The sequence below is a fragment of the Nocardioides sp. Z24_21 genome, from assembly GCF_058134345.1.
The window spans coordinates 1,178,890-1,196,220 of sequence record NZ_JBYTTH010000001.1 but is presented as its reverse complement, the minus strand read 5'-3'; the positions used below and the strand labels follow the sequence as shown (position 1 = coordinate 1,196,220).

The window sequence follows — 17,331 nt, the reverse complement described above, 5'->3', positions numbered from 1 at the left end:
GGCGCGGCCCGCCGCTAGCCTGCTCGCCATGAGGGAGCTCCTGGGGAGAGCAACCGAGCTGGAGTCGTTCGCCGAGCTGCTCGGTGGACCCGAGGGTGCGCTGCTCGTCCACGGCGAGGCCGGGGTGGGGAAGACCGCGCTCACCGCCCGTGCCCTCGCCGCCACGCCCCACCGCGTCGGCGGGGCCCTCGGCACCTTGGCGTGGCTGCCGTTCCTGTCCCTGCGACGGGCGCTCCCCGAGCTGCCCGACGAGACCTGGACCGGCGACCCCGACTACGTCGCGACGGCGGTCGAGGCCGCCATGGGGTCCTCGGTGCTGGTCGTCGAGGACGCCCAGTGGGCCGACCCCGCGACCTTGGAGGTGCTGGAGCAGCTGGTCGGCCGGGTCCGGCTCGTCGTCACCGCGCGGCGCGGCGACCCGGCGGCCGCCGAGGTCGTGACGCGGCTCGACAAGGCGGGCGCCGCCCGGCTCGACCTCGAGCCCCTGGGACGCGACGCCGCCCGGGCCCTGGTCGCGGCGGTCCGCGGCGGCCTCACCGACGCCGAGGTCGACGAGCTGGTGGAGCGCAGCGGCGGCAACCCGCTGTTCATCGAGGAGCTCGGCGTGGACGGGGGGACGGCCAGCCTGGAGCTCGCGCTGCTGGCGCGGTGCCGTGACCTGCCGGAGGCGCAGCTGGAGGGGGTCGCGCTGCTGGCGCTGGCGGGACGGCCGGTGCCGGCCACCGACGTGCCCGACGTGCCGGGCCTCCTCGACTCCGGGCTCGTGGTCGTCGATGCCGACGGCGGCGCCCGGATCCGGCACGCCCTCATCGGCGAGGTCATCGGCGACCTGGTGTCGTCGGAGCGGCGGGTGCGGTGCCACCGCACGCTCGCCCGGCTGAGCGACCACCCCGGTGATGTCGCGCACCACCTGCTCGCCGCCGGCGACCGGGGCGAGGCCCACGCCGCCGCCCTGCGTGCGGTGGAGCAGTCGGCCACCCCCGGGGAGAGGTGGCGCCACCTCGTCACCGCCGCCGAGTCGGCCGACGGGGACGACGCGACCGAGCTGCGGATCCGGGCCGCGGAGGCCGCGTGCACCGCCGCCGAGCCCGAGCGTGCCGGCCAGCTCCTCGAGGGCCTCGAGGTCGCCGGCCCCCACGGCGCCGCGCTCGCCCTGGCGAGGGCGACGCAGGCGTTCCAGATCGGCGACTGGGACCGCTACCCGGTCGAGATCGCCGCCGGTCGTGCCCTCGCGCGGCCCGGGTCCCGGGAGGAGGCGCAGCTGCTCAACCGGGAGGCGGCGGCGGCGCTGATCATGGACAACGACGCGCGCGCCGCGCTGACGCTGGCCCGCGAGGCGATCGACCTCGCCGCGCGGTCGGGGACCAGCTCGGCCGGCGCCAAGGGCATGGCGGCGTCCGCGCTGGCAGACCTCGAGGAGCCGGGATGGCGCGAGCTCTTCGAGGAGTCGCTGGTCGAGGCCCGGGCGGAGGGCGACGCCTACCGCGAGCTCAGCGTCCTGCTCAACTACACGATCTCGCTGACCGCGGCCGGCGACCTCGACGAGGCCCTGGCGCAGGTCGATCGCCACCAGCGCCGGGCCCGCGAGCTGCGGCTGCTCAAGAAGGCGCACAACTCGGCCGTGACAGGGCTGGTGGTCGCGCTCTACCGCGGAGACCTGGCGTCCGTGGTCGAGGAGGGCTCCAGGATGCTCGCCGAGGCGCTCGCCCCCGGCGACCGCTACGACGTCATCTCCACCATCGGCTTCGCCCAGGCCGAGCTGGGGCACACCCGGGAGGCGCTCGCCGCCGCCGACGCGCTCAAGGACCGGGTCAGCCACCTGTCCAACCACCACGGCGTGCGCCTCCACGCGTTCGCGCTGGGCGGGCAGCCCGAGCGGGCGGTCGCCGAGTGGGAGCCCTTCACCTCGGCCGGCGGCAACGACACCTATGCCATCACCGGCGCGGCGCCGGTCGTCGCGTGGGCGGCGTACGACGGTGGGCTCCCCCCTCCGCCGCGCCCCGAGTCGCTGGCGGGCGGCCTGTTCGCCGGGACGGAGCCGGAGCTCGACGGGATCGACGCGCTCCGCTCCCAGCAGTACGACGCCGCCCGCGGCCACTTCGACCGAGCCGGTGAGCTGCACGGCCAGCGGCGGTCCGCGGTCTGGATGTGTCGCTGGGCGGCGGCGGAGGCCACGCGGCTGGGCGGGGACACCGGCTCGGCCGAGGCCGAGCTGCGTGCCGTCCTCACCGCCGCCCGGGAGGACGGACTGGCGCCGTTGGTCGCCCGGTGCGAGAGGTCCCTCCGTGCCGCCGGCGTCCACCAGGGGGCCCGACGCACCGCCGAGGGTGCCCTGCTGAGCGCCCGCGAGCAGGAGGTCGTCGACCTCGTCGCGGAGGGCCTGACCGACCGGGAGATCGCCACCCGCCTCGCCCTGGCCCACCGCACCGTCCAGACCCACCTCGCCAGCGCCCGGAGGAAGCTCGGCGCCGACAACCGGAGCCACCTCGTCGCGATCCTGACCGGCTCGACGTGAAGCCGCTGGTCGTCGTCGAGGCCGGTCCGGACGCGGTCGAGGACGCACGCGGCGAGCTCGCGGCGCTGGGCTGGTCGGTCACCACCGAGCCGCGCGCGGGCGACGTGCTCGAGCTGACGGTCGACGACGAGGCCGCCGCCGTCGACGCCGTGCTCAGCGCGGTGGCGGGCCAGGGCCTGCTGGTCGAGGCGACCGCCGACCGGCCCGTCGTCGACCGGCTGTGCGACGACCTGCGTCGCCTGGGGCACCTCGACCACCGGGTCGCGCCCGGCGCCGTGCTCACCCAGGAGCAGCACGCGCTGCTCGCCCTGCTCGCCGGTGGCGAGTCGCTGGGCGCGGCCGCCGCGCGGCTCCACCTGTCCCGCCGGTCGGCCGACCGGCGGCTGGCCGGTGCCCGCGCGGTGCTCGGTGCCGGATCGACGCCCGCCGCGATCGCCGCCTGGCAGCGTCGCCTCGCGCGCCTGCCGCGTCCGGGCTGAACGACGCTCATCCTCGCGGACGAGGTGATCGCGCCCGTGGGCGGATGTGCGTCCGCGGCCGCGCAGGTGGGATGGGTCGACCAGACCCGAGGAGACACATGCGCATCCGACTGGCGGCCGTGGCCGCCCCACTGATCCTCGCGGCGGGGACGCTCACCCTGCCGCTGACGTCGCTGACGGCCGCGCACGCCGCGGTCCCGGGCGGCACCATCGCCTTCGTGCGCGACGCCAACATCTGGCTCGTCCGCACCGACGGCACCGGCCTGCACCAGGTGACCCGCGACGGCACCGCCGACCACCCCTACGTGTCGCCGACCATGTCCGACGCGGGCGTCCTCGCCGCAGGGAAGGGCACCGAGATCCTGCGCCTGCAGCAGAACGGCGTGGTCCTCAACCGCATCGACCCGCCCGCCATGCTCAACTCGGTGGGCGCGCCCGTCGACGGGCCGCCGGTCGACGTCGCGATCTCCCCCGACGGCACCAGGATCGCCTACACGATGGCCAGCTACACCTGCCCGATCGGGGTCTCCTGCGGAGCCCGCACGGTGACCGGGGTGACGGCCGCCACCGGGCTCACCGGCCCGGAGATGACGTCGTACGAGCGGGAGCCGTCGTGGGTCAGCAACAGCCGACTCATGGTCCATGGCGGCTACGGGTCCCAGGTCAAGCTGCAGGACCAGGCCGGCGGCAGCCAGCACTGGTTCGACGACGGTGACATCTTCTCGTCGAGCACCGACCTCGGCGACGCCTCGCTCAGCCGCGACGGCACGCGCCTGGCGGCCATCCGCAGCTACGGTCCCGACACCGAGATGATCTGGTACGCCGTCACCGGCGACCCGCGCACCGGCGCCATCGCCACGCTCCCGGACCCGACGCCCCGCTGCTCGGGAGCGCCCGGCGCGAGCCCCACCGACGCCCAGCTCCACGACCCGAGCTGGTCCCCCGACGGGGCCGCGTTCGCCGTCGGCGCCACCGAGGGGATCTGGGTGGTGACCCCCGCGCCCACGTGCGAGGCGAGCGGCATGAGCCTGATCGGTCCCGGCTCGGAGCCGTCGTGGTCGCCGGCCGCGATCGACCCGCCGCCGCTGCCCACCACGACCCCGCCCCCGACCCAGCCGCCCCCGCCGCCGCCCTCGGAGGGCGCAACGGGATCGTTCCGGCTGAAGGCCAAGCCCGTGCTCCAGGGCAAGGCCCGGGTGGGCAGGAGGCTCACGGCCACTGCCGGCACCTGGTCGCCCAAGCCCGCGAAGGTCCGCTACACCTGGCTCCGCAACGGCCGGGTGATCAAGGGGGCGACCAAGAGGACCTACCGGGTGGTGCGACGCGACCGGGGGACCCGGATCGCGATCAAGGTGACCGTCAGGGGCCCCGGCCTCGAGGCGGCCTCCGCGAAGTCGTCCGCGAGGCGAGTGCGGTGACCGCCGCGCACGACAGCACGACCGCACCGCCCCGTCGCGGCGCCACCCCACCCGTTCCATCCACGACAGCAGGAGGACCCATGACCGTCCGCAGCACCGTGAAGGCCGTGCTGGCCATGACCGCGTCGGCCGCGCTCGCCGGCAGCGTGCTCGCCGCGCCCCCGGCGAGCGCCGCCGCCGCGCCCGAGACCACGCTCGTGACCTACACGTGGTCCCACACGGCCCACCTGGCGGACTTCACCTTCCACTCCTCCGACCCTGCGGCGACCTTCGAGTGCAGCCTGACCGCACCGACCGAGCCGGCCTCGTGGACGGCGTGCACCTATCCCCGGAGCATCCAGTACGCCGACCTCGCCGTGGGTGACTACCTGTTCCGCGTCCGGGCCGTGGGCGCGGGGGGTGTCGACCCCACCCCGGCCTCACGCCAGTTCAACATCGGCGTCGACGACGTCCACCCCGTGACCACGCTGGCCACCACCGCGCGGACGACCTCTCGCGACGCCGTCTTCACCTTCGCCTCCTCCGAGCCCGGCACCTTCGAGTGCCGTCTCCGGACCAACAACCGGGGCTCCGACCACTACGAGCCGTGCAGCTCGCCCGTCGTCTACTCGGGCCTCGCCGACGCCCAGTACGAGTTCACGGTGCGTGCCATCGACCTGCACGGCGAGTACGACCGCAGGGGAGCCCAGCACACCTGGCTGCTGGACGCGACGCCGCCCGAGACGTCGTTCTCGGCCGGCACGATCGACGGCTCGGACGCCTCCTTCGGCTTCGGCAGCCCAGAGGGCTTGAGCCAGTGCGCGCTGACCGGTCCCTCCCAGGCCCACGACTGGCGCGCCTGCACCTCTCCGACGAAGTACGCCGGGCTCACGCCCGGCACCTACACGTGGCAGGTGCGCGCCCACGACCGCCACGGCAACGCCGATGCGACCCCCGGCACGCAGACCTGGCAGGTGGCCCCGACGACGGGGAAGGTGAGGGGCGCTCGCACGGTCCGGCGCGGAGCCGTCGCGACGTTCAAGCTGTCCTCGCCCCACGCCGGTGCCCGGTTCTCCTGCAAGCTCGACAAGGGCGCCTGGACGTCGTGCAAGAAGACCCACCGGGTGCGCACGGGCAAGCTCAAGGCGTCGGCGCGCGGGACCAAGCACGTGCTCCTGGTCCGGGCCACGGTGGCCGGTGTCACCGACCCCACGCCGGTGCGGAAGGTGTTCCGCGTCCGCCGGTGACCACGGGACACCCAGACCCGCAGGCTCCCCCCGACCCCCGGGGGGGAGCCTGCGCTCGGACGACGACGACCCTTTGCGAGGATGCGACCCATGAACCCGGACGCGACCCCCGACGCCGCCCTCGCCGCCGACATCGACGCGGCCTGCCGCCTCACCGGGCAGTTCACCCTCCGCTCGGGGCAGGTGGCCGACACCTACTTCGACAAGTACCTCTTCGAGGCCCAGCCGGCCCTCCTCGAGCGGGTGGCCGCACGGGTCGCCGACCTGTTGCCGGAGGGCACCGAGCTCCTCGGCGGCCTCGAGCTCGGCGGCATCCCCATCGCCACGATGGTGTCGGCCAGGACCGGCCTGCCGGCGCTGTTCGTGCGCAAGCAGGCCAAGGAGTACGGCACGGCCAAGCTCGCCGAGGGCCCGGACGTCGCCGGTCGCCGGGTGACGATCATCGAGGACGTGATCACGACCGGAGGTGCGGTCCGCGACGCCACCCACGCGCTGCGGGAGCTCGGCGCGGTCGTGGAGGTCGTCGTCTGCGCGATCGACCGCTCGCCTGCGGGGGAGAACCCCCTGGCCGACGTCGGGCTCGAGGTCCGGTCGGTGCTGACCCGCGCCGACCTCGACGCCGCCCGCGGCTGACGCCGTCCGACCGTCCCCGCCGGGAGGGTGGTCAGTCGAGGTCGCGGCCGGTGATGTCGCGGTCGGGCCCGCCGTCCTGTGGGCCGATCTCGGCACCGGGGGCGTTGGTGCGCTTGTGGCGCCACCACTCGTAGGCGACCGGGACCAGCGAGAACGCCAGGATCGCGATGATCAGCTTGTCGATGCTCTCGCCGAGCGCCGGGAACGCGTCGCCGAGGAAGAACCCGAGCAGGCAGATCGACACGACCCACAGGACAGCGCCGACGAGGCTCCACACGAAGAAGCGGCCCCGGTCCATCCGCGTCACGCCGGCCACGACGGTGATGTAGGTGCGCACGAAGGGCACGAAGCGGCCGATGACCAGGGCCTTGTTGCCGTGGCGGTCGAAGAACGCGGTCGTCTGGTCGAAGTACTTGCGCTTGATGATCCGGCCGTCGCGCTCGTAGAGCGGGGGACCGATGGCGCGGCCGATCTCGTAGCCCACCACGTTGCCGAGGAAGGCCGCGAGGGTCAGGGCGAGCACGGCGATGAGCAGCTCGACGCCCGTACCACCCGGGAACAGGTCGAGCTGGCCGGTGGCGATGAAGAGGCCGAGGGCGAACAGGAGCGTGTCGCCGGGCAGGATCGGGAAGAACAGCCCGCACTCGACGAAGACGATCAGCAGGCTGATCCAGAACAGCGCGGTGCCGAAGCGCTCGAGCAGCCAGTTGGGGTCCATCCAGTCGATGCCGAGCAGCATCGGCTGGACGCCCGCGGACAGGTCCCAGGACGACCCCGAGGACAGGATGGACTGCAGGTCCCACAACGCGCTCACCCGCGTCACCCTAGCCACGGGGTCCGCGGCCTCCGGCTTCGGCGTCGCTGCCTAGGGTGCTGCCATGCAGGACGAGGACCGGGCGCACGAGCGGGCGCCGTACGACCCGATGCCGCACGGTCCGCCCGAGGTCGGGGTGGGTCCGTGGGAGGGGCCGTGGCCCGAGGGGGAGCAGTGGGACCCCGACCTGCTCCGCGACGGCGATCGCCGCAACGTGGTCGACCGCTACCGCTACTGGACCCTCGAGGCGATCGTCGCCGACCTCGACACCCGGCGGCATGACTTCCACGTCGCCATCGAGAACTGGCAGCACGACTTCAACATCGGCACGATCGTGCGCACCGCCAACGCGTTCCTCGCCGCCGAGGTCCACATCGTCGGCAACCGTCGCTGGAACCGGCGCGGTGCGATGGTGACCGACCGCTACCAGCACGTGCGGCACCACCCCGACGCGGAGAGCCTCGCGGCCTACCTGCACTCCCTCCCCGCCGAGCGCGGCGGACCGGTGCGGCTGCTGGGCATCGACAACCTGCCGGGCTCGCTCCACCTCGAGACGATGGAGCTGCCCCGACGGGTGTGCTTCCTGTTCGGCCAGGAGGGGCCGGGGTTGTCCGAGGCGGCGCGCGAGGTGTGCGACGGCACCTTCTCCATCGCCCAGTTCGGCTCGACCCGCTCGATCAACGCCAGCGCGGCCGCCGCCATCGCGATGCACAGCTGGGTGCGGGAGTACGCCGACCTCGCCGGCGACGACGCCTGGCGCGGGTGACCCGCCGGCCGCCGGGTCGGGCGCGGTGGGGCGGACCCGGGCCCGGGATGTCCCCACGACACCCCGGACCCGTCCCCTCCCAAGGTCTGGCGAGCCGGTCCGGCGTCAAACCTAGGTCGGGGCCCCGGCCGCCGACCAGTCCCCGTGGGGGTGGAGCCGATCGGCCCGGGCCGGTCGTCACGAGGTGAGACGACCGGTCGGCCCGGATCGGACTCGCGGGTAGCCACTAGGGTTGGAGAGGCCTGCCTGACCGCTTCAGAGGAGATCTCCAGATGCCCATCGCCACGCCCGAGGTGTACGCCCAGATGCTGGATGCCGCGAAGGAGAGGTCCTTCGCCTACCCGGCCATCAACGTCTCGTCCTCGCAGACGCTCAACGCCGCGCTCAAGGGCTTCGCCGACGCCGGCTCCGACGGCATCATCCAGGTCTCGACCGGCGGCGCGGAGTACCTCTCCGGCCCGTCGGTCAAGGACATGGTCACCGGCTCGGTGGCGTTCGCGGCCTACGCCGCCGAGGTCGCGAAGAACTACCCGGTCAACATCGCGCTGCACACCGACCACTGCCCCGAGGGCAAGCTCGACGGCTTCGTCCGCCCGCTGCTCGACATCTCCGCCGAGCGCGTCGCCCGCGGCGAGGCGCCGCTGTTCCAGTCGCACATGTGGGACGGCTCCGCGGTGCCGCTGGAGGACAACCTCCGGATCGCCGAGGAGCTCCTCGCCAAGTGCGCGGCGGCCCACATCATCCTCGAGATCGAGGTCGGCGTCGTCGGCGGCGAGGAGGACGGTGTCGCCAACGAGATCAACGACCAGCTCTACACCACGCCCGAGGACGCCATCGCCACGATCAAGGCCCTCGGCTCCGGCGAGCGGGGCCGCTACCTGACGGCGCTGACGTTCGGCAACGTGCACGGCGTCTACAAGCCGGGCAACGTCAAGCTGCGCCCGGAGATCCTCAAGTCCGCCCAGGAGGCCGCCGCGTCCGAGCTCGGCCTCGGCGCCGACGCCCGCCCGTTCGACCTGGTCTTCCACGGCGGCTCGGGCTCGACCGCGCAGGAGATCAGCGACGCCGTCGACTTCGGCGTGGTGAAGATGAACGTCGACACCGACACCCAGTACGCCTTCACCCGCCCGGTGGCGGGGCACATGTTCAGCAACTACGACGGCGTGCTCAAGGTCGACGGCGAGGTCGGCAACAAGAAGGCCTACGACCCCCGCGCCTGGGGCAAGGCCGCCGAGACCGGGATGGCCGCGCGCGTCGTCGAGGCCTGCGAGAACCTCCGCTCCGCCGGGACGTCGCTCGGACGCTGAGCACCACCCCGCCCGCCGGCACGTCGTACGCCCGACGCGCCGGCGGGCGGTCGTGCGTCCGCCCGGCTCAGCGGGCGTCGGCCCCGAGCATCCGCAGCACGTCGTCGGCGCGCAGGTGCGGCACCGGGGCGACGAGGGCGTCGACCTGCGCGGCGAGCGTCCCTGACCCCGTGTCCGCGGCCTTCAGGGCACGCACCCGGTCGGCGCGCTCGGCGTCCGGTGCTCCCGGCATGAACCACACGCACCGCAGGCCGGCGCGGACCGCCGACTCCACGCCCACCGGTGAGTCCTCGATGGCGACCACCCGGGAGGCCGGCAGCCCCATCTCGTGCAGCGTGAGGACGTAGACGAGGGGGTCGGGCTTGCCCCGGGGGAGGTCGATGGCCGAGGTGCGGACCGGGATCGCCTCGCGCAGCCCGAGCACCTCGAGCGCCGCGTCGATGAACGGCAGCGCCGACGACGCCGCCACGGCGAGCCGAATGCCGCGCCGATGCAGCGCGTGGGCCAGCTCGACGGCCTCCGGGATCGGGACGGGGGCGGCGGCGACGTCGGCGCAGACCCAGTCGATCACCGCCTGGACGACCTGACGGGTCTCGCCGGCGTCGAGCGCCGCATCGAGTCCGAGGTCGGCCAGGGTCGCGGCGACGGTGTCGGGCACCCGGCCGCCCTGGAACCGTGCCATGTCCTCCGGGCGGAGGTCGTGGGTGCCGTGGCCGTGCGCCTCGAGCACCTGCGCGAGGCCGAGTGAGAACCCGCGCGCCCACGAGGGCTCGGAGTCGATGAGGGTGCCGTCGAGGTCGAAGACCACGCCCGGCGGGTCGGTCAGCCGGCCCGTGGCCACGACCTCGCCCTCAGAGGAGCTCGTCGGCCGCTGCCGGGCTGGAGTCGCGGAGGAACGTCGCGCAGCGCTCCCACTCCTCGGTCTCGCCGATGGCGCGCGCGGCCAGGGCGAGGAGGGCGAGGGAGCGGAGGAACCCGCGGTTGGGCTCGTGCTCCCACGGCACCGGCCCGTGGCCCTTCCAGCCGTTGCGGCGCAGCTGGTCGAGCGAGCGGTGGTAGCCGACGCGGGCGTAGGCGTAGACCGTGACGTCGTCGGCGCCGGCGTCGCGGGCCTGCTGGGCCAGGGCGGCCCACGCGGTCGGCGACGCCGGGTGACGGCGTACGACGGCCGCCGGGGCGTCGCCGCCCGCGAGCTCGGCGTCGGCGGGGTCGGCGGGGAGGTGGGTGGGCGGGGGACCGGCCATCAGGTCGCCGCCGAAGGGTCCGGAGGTCATGGGGCAACCCTAGGACCGCCCCCCGCCCCCGCCCGGGCGGGGCCTCTGCCTCGGGCTGGCCCTCGCCTTCGCCCTCGGGCATCGCCCCCGCCCAGGCTTCCCCCCTCGGGCAGGCTTCCCCCTTGGGCAGGCTTCCCCCTTGGGCAGGCTTCCCCCTTGGCTCAAGCGGGCTCGTCCCCGCTCAACACGTCGGATCCGACGTGTCCAGCGGGGACGCGGGTGTCCCAGCGGTGCCGGGCGCGCGGTCAGGCCGCGTGGCTCGCCGTGGTCCACAGGGCACCGTCGCGCCGCCGGGGGTGGTCGTCGGCAAACCGGCGCAGGTGGGGCGGGAGCTCCCGGCCGAACCGCGCCTCGGTGACGGCGTACTCCCGCCGGAGCCTGGCAAGCGCGCGGTCGCGCGCCTGGCCGAAGCAGTCCGCCCACACGATGCTGGACACGCCGAGGCCCTCCGCGCTGATCGCGACCTGTCGCGCCCTCTCCTTCCACAGCACCTGCTCGGCGGGTTGTGTCGCGACGCCGCCCCGCTCGACCGGGACGAGCTTGAGCATGCCGTGGCACTCGAAGATGTGGCGTCCTACCCGGATGTCGCACCAGACGACTCGCCCGTCGGCCAGCCCGATGGCGAACTGCGTCTCGACCTCACCGATCTCGAGCTCGCGGACCAGCTGGCGGCCGAGGGTCTCCAGGACGCTCTCCGCCCCTGCGTCAGAGGCGGCGACGGCCGCACGGGCGCGCGCGATGTGGGGGTGGTTGCCCATCCGCGCGAGCTCTGCCGCCAGATCGGCGAGCGGCACGCCCTTCCCGCGGACCGCGTCGACGGCAACCAGTCCCGGCAGGAAGCCGTGCAGCCGGCCGATGTCGACGGCGGTGCGGGCGTACGACGTCACCAGCAGGCCGTCCACCACCTCGACGCACAGCGGCAGGAGGTCGCGGTGCCGGACGATCCCGCTGTTGGTGCGGTTGCCGCGCGCCCCCGTGTGGGTGAGGTGGGTGGCGGGGATCGGCGGCGCGAGCGTGTCGATCTCGAGGAAACGCGCCGCGGAGTCGTGGCTCAGGACCGCCTGCCGGCGCGCAACGAGCAGCGCCGCCCGGTCCTTGAACATCCAGCGCAGCCGCTGGTCTGCGTCCTCGACCAGCAGCCTCTCGCAGTAGACGCCGGTCCGGACCGCGATCCACGGACCGTCGGGACGGACGGCCGCGTCGATCTCACGCCGGGTGTAGCCCGCCCGGAGCGCCTGCTGGCGGGTGAACAGCCCGTCCTGACGTCGGGCACGTGCTCGCAACGAATCTCGCATGCGCTGACGATGGGCCGGCGCGACCGCTCACGCCACCGCCCCGGGCCGTGCCTGTGGACGGGCGGCCGAACGCGTCGCCTGTGGAGGGCGTACGTCCTGGTGCCGGCACTCAGCATGCCTGGTCCCCGCTAGGACACCCGGATCCGTGGGGTTGAGCGGGGAAGTCACCGCTCGAGCCGTGCCGGCGACCGGCGCACGCGAGTCAGGCGCCGAGCAGCTGCCGCACCTTGGCGGGGCCGAGGGCGAGGACGAGGGTGGGCAGGCGGGGGCCGCGGTCGGCGTCGACCAGGAGGTTGTAGAGCAGGCGGAAGAAGTCCTTCTGGTCGGCCTTGACCTGGTCGGTGGGGGTGTCGTCGAAGCCCAGGCCCCGGGCGACCTTGGGCACGCCGTAGACCACCGAGGTGACCGCCTCGAGGTCGCCGTCGTCGGGCAGCCGGTCGAGGAAGATCCGCAGCCACAGCTGCTCGTCCTCGGTCAGCGAGCCGAGGCGCTCGGTGTCGGGCGTCTCGCGGACGGTGGTGCGCTCGTCGGCGGGCACGTGCTCGCGCGTCCACTGCATGGCCTTGGTCAGCCGGGGCTCGAGGTCGGCGACCGACTCGTGCGGGTAGCCCGACGACTCGACGATCCGGGAGATCAGCTCGGCCGACCCGGCGGTGACGTCGGCGACCGAGGACAGGGTGCGGAAGGGGACCACGACGGCGGGGGTGGGCAGGCGCCCGGCGGACGCCGTCTCGGAGGCGCGGTGCCACGCCAGGGTCGCGACGTCGGCCTTGGCGGGGTCGGCGGCCTTGCGGCCGAGCGCGTCCCACTCGTCGTAGAGCCGGACGACGGACGCGCCGAAGTCGATGTCGAAGGCCTGCGTCGGCGCGCGGCGGACGTAGAGCCAGCGCAGCATCGGTGCCTCGAGGATGCGCAGCGCGTCGGTCGCGGTCGGCACGCCACCGGCCGACGACGACATCTTCTGCACTCCGGCGAAGCCGACGAACGCGTAGATCACCCGGGCCGGCGCCCGCCAGTCGAAGATGGAGGACACGAGCTCCGTGCCGACGGTGTAGGACGAGCCGGGCGTCATGTGGTCGCGGCCGGCGGGCTCGAAGTCGACCTTCTCGAACGCCCAGCGCATCGGCCAGTCGACCTTCCACACCAGCTTGCCGTCGGTGTCGGTGGACAGGTCGGTCGTGCCCTCGAAGCCGCAGGAGGAGCAGGAGTAGGACAGCGTCGTGGTGGCGTCGTCGTAGGCCGTCGTGGTGACGGTGTCGCGCCCGCACTGGCGGCAGTAGGGGCGGTAGGGGAAGCGGGCGATCACCTCGGAGTCGGAGCCGGAGTCGGAGCCCGAGCCGGCACCGGCCGGCTCGCTGTCCTCGTTGGCGACGGAGTCGGCGAGGTCGGCGGCCTCCTGTGCGGTGGCGTCCTCGCCGGCGGTAACCTTCTTGGTGCGGTGCCGGGCGAGCACCGCCTCGATCTCGTCGCGGCGCGAGACCGCCTCCAGGACCTGCTCGCGGTAGGCGCCGGAGGTGTACATCTGCGTCTGGGAGATCTCCTCCATCTCGACCCCGAGGTCGCGCAGGGCCGCCTGCAACGGTGCCTTGAAGTGCGCGGCCCAGCTGTCGTGGCACTCCCACGGGTCGGGCACCGAGGTCAGCGGCCGGCCGATGTGGTCGGCCCACTCCGCAGGCACACCGGCCGGCACCTTGCGGAACCGGTCGAAGTCGTCCCACGAGTGCAGGTGGCGCACCGGGACGCCGCGACGCCTCAGCTCCTCGGCGACGAAGTGCGGGGTGATGAACTCGCGGAGGTTGCCCAGGTGGATGGGCCCGCTGGGGGAGGCGCCGGACGCCACGGTCACCAGGTTGCCCTCGCCGGCGTGGCGTACGGCGTCGTCCGCCGCACGCGTCACCCAGTCGACCGGTTCGCCGCCGCCTTGACGTCCACTTCGTGCCATGTGGCAAGGCTATCGGTGGCACGGCGGGGCCACCGACGCGCGCCACTCGGCGGCCGTCGGGCGACGCCGACGCGGCCTCTCGAGGACCCCGTCGTACGTCTGGCGCGCGCGAGCCGATGGGGCCCCCTCGTCCGCGAAAGGGCAACGGGACGGCCACCAGTAGTCGACGCAACATCCACAGATCGTCCACAAGGCGGGCATCGGTGGGCGCCGGAGCCGTCCCCCGTGGCGGCTCCGACGCCTTGCTCCGAGGAGCGGTGCGGCCGCACACCCCCGCGGCGGCCAGCGTGTCAAGTATGTGTTGGCCGGTCCGTGCCACGCGGGTCCAAACTGCCGTTGGCACTAAACTGCCACCATGCCCGGTGACCCGTCCTCCGTCCTCGTCGCGCTCGGTCTCGAGCGTCGTGCCGAGCAGCTCTACTTCCGGGTGGCGCCGGTCTCCGGTCACACCGTCGCCGGTGTCGCGCAGGTGGTGCAGGCGCGGCCCGACCAGCTGTTGCGCGACCTCGCCCCGCTCATCGAGCGCGGTCTCGTCGTGGTGGCCGACGACCGCGTCGTCGTGCCGTCCCTCGCGGAGGCGGTCTCCGAGCTGGTGCTGCGCGAGGCGCGAACGGCCGCGTCGTCGGCCGGCAAGCTGGCCGAGCTCTCCCTCGCGGTGCCCCACCTCGTCGCCGCCGCCGCTCGTCCTGAGCGGCACCACGTCTCCGACGTCCAGCCGCTCGACGGCGAGCTCAGCTCCGGCGGCGACCCGTTCGAGCTCCTGCAGGTCATGATGCGCACCAGCCGCGGCGACATGCTGTGGCTGCGGCCGGACGCCTGGGCGATGCCGCGCGAGTCGAGGGTCAGCGAGATGCTCGGCGAGGCGATGTCCACGGGGCGTCGCTCCCGCGCGATCTACCCGGCGCGCGCCCTGACCGAGGCACCCGACGCCCTCCGGGTGCGCGCGTCCCTGGGCGAGCAGGTGCGGATCCTCTCGGAGGTGCCCACGCGGATGTTCATCTTCGGCGACACCCATGCGGTGCTCCCCGAGCCGATCGGCTTCACCGACGATCCGCGGGTGCACGTCCGGCAGCGCTCGATCGTCGCCGCGCTGACCATGTGGTTCGAGTCGCTGTGGGCCCGCGCCGCCCCGATGCGCGAGCTCGAGGCGGGCAAGGTGAGTCCGGACGGGCGGCAGTTCCTGCTGGAGCAGCTGATGGCCGGCTCGACCGACGAGGTGATCGCCCGCAAGCTCGGCATCGGCCTGCGCACCGTCCGCCGTCGCGTCGCCGCCCTGATGACCGAGCTCGGCGTGGACACGCGCTTCCAGGCGGGGGTCGAGGCGGTGCGGCGGGGCTGGCTCTGAGCCGCCGGCGTCAGCGGGGCAGGATCATCGTGTAGGCGCCACGCTCGAGCCGCCAGCTGCGGGTGCGCTCCGGGCCGGAGATCTCCCCGTCGGCCGAGAGCCAGAACTCGTCGCCGCTGACCTTGACCGACTTGCCCCGCAGGGTGAGCACGTCGTCGCGCTCGTCGTGCTCGCCCTTGCGCAGCCGCAGGACGTAGCCCAGCTTGGCGCTCGGTCCGACCGCGCGGCTGACCATCACGTCGAGGAGGCCGTCCTCGGTGTCGGCGTCGGGGTTGACGTCGGTGCCACCGCCGACCTTGGCGCCGTTGCCGATGGCGACCATCAGCACGGGCCGGTCGACGTCGTTGACGACCTCTCCGTCGACCTCGACGTGCAGGCGCCAGGCGGGTGGGTCGAACGCCGAGAGCAGCGCCCCGATGGGGTAGCCGAGCTTGCCGAGGTTGGCCTTGCCCACCCCGACGGCGCCCAGCCGCGACTTCCACTTGTGGCCCTTGCGGCTGGCCTGCGCGCCGACGCCGACGTGCACGTTGTTGACCACGACGTTGCCGGTCTCGTCGACGATGAGGTCGACCGGGCGGGGCTCCCCGGAGAGCACCAGGCGCGCCGCGTCCTCGATGTCGAGCGGGATGTCGTTGCCGCGGGCGAAGTCGTTGCCGGTGCCCATCGGCAGCAGGGCGAGGGTCGCCTGGTCGAGCTCACGGCGCTTGTGGAGCGCGGTCACGACCGCGTGGAGGCTGCCGTCGCCGCCGGCCACCACGACCGTACGTCCGCCCGCACGGTGGAGCACGCCGTCGAGCTCGCCGGGGTTGGAGGTCTTGGCGACCTCGACCGACGCCTTGTCCCGCAGGGCGTCGAGGGCCTGTGCCAGCCGCGCCTCGTCGGAGGTGCCGGCCTCGGCGTTCGTGATGACGAGAAGGGATCGCACGACCGGACCCTAGCCGAGGGGTGCGGTAGCGTGGCGTCGCAAGAGCCCCGGCGCCTTGTGCCGGGGCTCGGTGCATTCCAGTGATGCCGAAGACAGAGGAGGGCTGAGATGCCCGCGATCGTCGTGCTCGGCGCCCAGTGGGGCGACGAGGGCAAGGGGAAGGCCACCGACCTGCTGGCCACCACGGACCCGATCGACTTCGTGGTCCGCACCAGCGGCGGTCACAACGCCGGCCACACCATCGTGATCGACGGCGAGAAGTACGCCACCCACCTGCTGCCCAGCGGCATCCTCACGCCCGGGGCCACCTCGGTCATCGCCAACGGCGTGGTGGTCTCGCCGGAGGCGCTCTTCCGCGAGCTCGACGGACTGCTCGACCGCGGGGTCGAGGTCGCCGACCTCAAGGTCAGCGCCAACGCCCACGTCATCGCGAGCTACCACGCCACCATCGACAAGGTGACCGAGCGGTTCCTCGGCAAGAACCAGATCGGCACCACCGGGCGCGGCATCGGACCCGCCTACGCCGACAAGATCAACCGCGTCGGCATCCGCATCGCCGACCTCTTCGACGAGAAGATCCTGCGGGAGAAGATCGAGGCCGCGCTCGACGTGCGCAACCACCTCCTCACCAAGGTCTACAACCGTCGCGCGATCGAGGTCGACGCCGTCGTCGAGGAGCTGCTCTCCTACGCCGACCGGCTCCGGCCGATGGTGTGCGACACCTCGCTGCTGCTCAACCAGGCGCTCGACGCCGGCCAGACGGTGCTCTTCGAGGGCGCCCAGGCCACGATGCTCGACGTCGACCACGGCACCTACCCGTTCGTCACCTCGTCCAACCCGGTCGCCGGTGGCGTGTGCGTCGGCGCCGGCATCGGCCCCACCCGCATCGACCGGGTGATCGGCGTGATCAAGGCCTACACGACCCGCGTCGGCTCCGGCCCCTTCCCGACCGAGCTCTTCGACGAGGACGGCATCCAGCTCCAGACCCTCGGTGGCGAGATCGGCGTCTCCACCGGTCGCACCCGCCGCTGCGGCTGGTACGACGCGGTCGTCGCGCGCTACGCCAGCCGGGTCAACGGCCTCACCGAGTTCTTCCTCACCAAGCTCGACATCCTCGGCTCGTGGGACCGGATCCCGGTCTGCGTGGCCTACGAGGTCGACGGTGAGCGCGTCGAGGAGATGCCGATGACGCAGACCGAGTTCCACCACGCGAAGCCGGTCTACGAGTTCTTCGACGGCTGGAACAGCGACATCTCCGGCTGCCGCTCCTTCGACGAGCTGCCCGCCAACGCGCAGCGCTACGTCGAGGCGCTCGAGGAGATCTCCGGCGCGAGGATCTGGGGCGTCGGCGTGGGTCCGGGTCGCGAGCAGACCCTGGTCGTGCACGGCTGA

Annotated in this window: 15 protein-coding genes; 9 read left to right on the top strand and 6 right to left on the bottom strand. The window is 73.6% G+C overall.

Going from position 1 to position 17,331, the window contains the following annotated elements; genetic code table 11:
* Positions 1-28 precede the first annotated feature (28 nt).
* The 5 genes from AC3X7Z_RS05840 (at position 29) to pyrE (ending at position 6,271) form a co-directional block, all read left to right on the top strand.
* Positions 29-2,515, top strand: a complete 2,487-nt coding sequence (locus AC3X7Z_RS05840) for a helix-turn-helix transcriptional regulator (RefSeq protein ID WP_489975305.1) — start codon at positions 29-31, stop codon at positions 2,513-2,515.
* On the top strand, positions 2,512-2,994 hold the full coding sequence (locus AC3X7Z_RS05835) for a hypothetical protein (RefSeq protein WP_186339340.1): 483 nt from the start codon (positions 2,512-2,514) through the stop codon (positions 2,992-2,994). The genes AC3X7Z_RS05840 and AC3X7Z_RS05835 overlap by 4 nt, the downstream gene beginning before the upstream one ends.
* Positions 2,995-3,092: 98 nt before the next feature.
* Complete coding sequence (locus AC3X7Z_RS05830) at positions 3,093-4,412, top strand: hypothetical protein (RefSeq protein ID WP_489975304.1); 1,320 nt, start codon at positions 3,093-3,095, stop codon at positions 4,410-4,412.
* An 80-nt stretch (positions 4,413-4,492) separates the two neighbouring features.
* Entirely contained in the window at positions 4,493-5,638 is a 1,146-nt protein-coding gene (locus AC3X7Z_RS05825) for a hypothetical protein (protein ID WP_489975303.1), read from the top strand.
* A gap of 90 nt (positions 5,639-5,728) precedes the next feature.
* Positions 5,729-6,271, top strand: a complete 543-nt coding sequence (gene pyrE / locus AC3X7Z_RS05820; RefSeq protein WP_186339337.1) for an orotate phosphoribosyltransferase — start codon at positions 5,729-5,731, stop codon at positions 6,269-6,271.
* Positions 6,272-6,302: 31 nt separating this feature from the next.
* Here the strand turns inward: pyrE and AC3X7Z_RS05815 are convergent, their stop codons facing one another.
* Positions 6,303-7,085 (bottom strand): DedA family protein, encoded by a 783-nt coding sequence (locus tag AC3X7Z_RS05815; RefSeq protein ID WP_241005230.1) that lies wholly within the window; start codon positions 7,083-7,085, stop codon positions 6,303-6,305.
* Positions 7,086-7,194: 109 nt separating this feature from the next.
* Here AC3X7Z_RS05815 and AC3X7Z_RS05810 point away from each other — a divergent pair, with 109 nt between their 5' ends.
* Together AC3X7Z_RS05810 and fbaA are read left to right on the top strand one after the other, a co-directional pair.
* Positions 7,195-7,851 (top strand): TrmH family RNA methyltransferase, encoded by a 657-nt coding sequence (locus AC3X7Z_RS05810; protein WP_186340316.1) that lies wholly within the window; start codon positions 7,195-7,197, stop codon positions 7,849-7,851.
* 272 nt (positions 7,852-8,123) lie between these two features.
* On the top strand, positions 8,124-9,158 hold the full coding sequence (fbaA, locus tag AC3X7Z_RS05805; protein WP_489975302.1) for a class II fructose-bisphosphate aldolase: 1,035 nt from the start codon (positions 8,124-8,126) through the stop codon (positions 9,156-9,158).
* A gap of 67 nt (positions 9,159-9,225) precedes the next feature.
* Here the strand turns inward: fbaA and AC3X7Z_RS05800 are convergent, their stop codons facing one another.
* The 4 genes from AC3X7Z_RS05800 to lysS all read right to left on the bottom strand — a co-directional run bounded on the left by AC3X7Z_RS05800 (position 9,226) and on the right by lysS (position 13,669).
* On the bottom strand, positions 9,226-9,999 hold the full coding sequence (locus AC3X7Z_RS05800) for an HAD family hydrolase (RefSeq protein ID WP_489975301.1): 774 nt from the start codon (positions 9,997-9,999) through the stop codon (positions 9,226-9,228).
* 10 nt (positions 10,000-10,009) lie between these two features.
* Positions 10,010-10,432 (bottom strand): DUF3151 domain-containing protein, encoded by a 423-nt coding sequence (locus tag AC3X7Z_RS05795; protein WP_186339334.1) that lies wholly within the window; start codon positions 10,430-10,432, stop codon positions 10,010-10,012.
* A gap of 245 nt (positions 10,433-10,677) precedes the next feature.
* Complete coding sequence (locus tag AC3X7Z_RS05790; RefSeq protein ID WP_489975300.1) at positions 10,678-11,727, bottom strand: hypothetical protein; 1,050 nt, start codon at positions 11,725-11,727, stop codon at positions 10,678-10,680.
* Positions 11,728-11,929: 202 nt separating this feature from the next.
* Positions 11,930-13,669 carry a lysine--tRNA ligase gene (gene lysS / locus AC3X7Z_RS05785; RefSeq protein WP_489975299.1) on the bottom strand — a complete coding sequence of 580 codons (1,740 nt, stop codon included), beginning with the start codon at positions 13,667-13,669 and terminating at the stop codon, positions 11,930-11,932.
* Positions 13,670-14,024: 355 nt separating this feature from the next.
* Between lysS and AC3X7Z_RS05780 the strand changes: the two genes are divergently transcribed.
* Positions 14,025-15,014: a helix-turn-helix transcriptional regulator gene (locus tag AC3X7Z_RS05780; protein ID WP_489975298.1), complete on the top strand. Its 990-nt coding sequence runs from the start codon at positions 14,025-14,027 to the stop codon at positions 15,012-15,014.
* Between the two features lie 10 nt (positions 15,015-15,024).
* Here AC3X7Z_RS05780 and AC3X7Z_RS05775 read toward each other — a convergent pair whose 3' ends face one another.
* Positions 15,025-15,939, bottom strand: coding sequence for a diacylglycerol/lipid kinase family protein (locus AC3X7Z_RS05775; RefSeq protein WP_186339330.1), 915 nt, complete (start codon positions 15,937-15,939; stop codon positions 15,025-15,027).
* A gap of 108 nt (positions 15,940-16,047) precedes the next feature.
* On the opposite strand from AC3X7Z_RS05775, the gene AC3X7Z_RS05770 reads away from it, so the two are divergent.
* Entirely contained in the window at positions 16,048-17,331 is a 1,284-nt protein-coding gene (locus AC3X7Z_RS05770) for an adenylosuccinate synthase (RefSeq protein WP_186339329.1), read from the top strand.

Bases quoted from the DNA above. Each gene is read 5' to 3' on its own strand.
- AC3X7Z_RS05840 (WP_489975305.1), top strand. From the start codon at position 29: ATGAGGGAGCTCCTGGGGAGAGCAACCGAGCTGGAGTCGTTCGCCGAG.
- AC3X7Z_RS05830 (WP_489975304.1), top strand. From the start codon at position 3,093: ATGCGCATCCGACTGGCGGCCGTGGCCGCCCCACTGATCCTCGCGGCG.
- AC3X7Z_RS05825 (WP_489975303.1), top strand. From the start codon at position 4,493: ATGACCGTCCGCAGCACCGTGAAGGCCGTGCTGGCCATGACCGCGTCG.
- pyrE (WP_186339337.1), top strand. From the start codon at position 5,729: ATGAACCCGGACGCGACCCCCGACGCCGCCCTCGCCGCCGACATCGAC.
- AC3X7Z_RS05810 (WP_186340316.1), top strand. From the start codon at position 7,195: ATGCCGCACGGTCCGCCCGAGGTCGGGGTGGGTCCGTGGGAGGGGCCG.
- fbaA (WP_489975302.1), top strand. From the start codon at position 8,124: ATGCCCATCGCCACGCCCGAGGTGTACGCCCAGATGCTGGATGCCGCG.
- AC3X7Z_RS05795 (WP_186339334.1), bottom strand. From the start codon at position 10,432: ATGACCTCCGGACCCTTCGGCGGCGACCTGATGGCCGGTCCCCCGCCC.
- AC3X7Z_RS05790 (WP_489975300.1), bottom strand. From the start codon at position 11,727: ATGCGAGATTCGTTGCGAGCACGTGCCCGACGTCAGGACGGGCTGTTC.
- lysS (WP_489975299.1), bottom strand. From the start codon at position 13,669: ATGGCACGAAGTGGACGTCAAGGCGGCGGCGAACCGGTCGACTGGGTG.
- AC3X7Z_RS05780 (WP_489975298.1), top strand. From the start codon at position 14,025: ATGCCCGGTGACCCGTCCTCCGTCCTCGTCGCGCTCGGTCTCGAGCGT.
- AC3X7Z_RS05770 (WP_186339329.1), top strand. From the start codon at position 16,048: ATGCCCGCGATCGTCGTGCTCGGCGCCCAGTGGGGCGACGAGGGCAAG.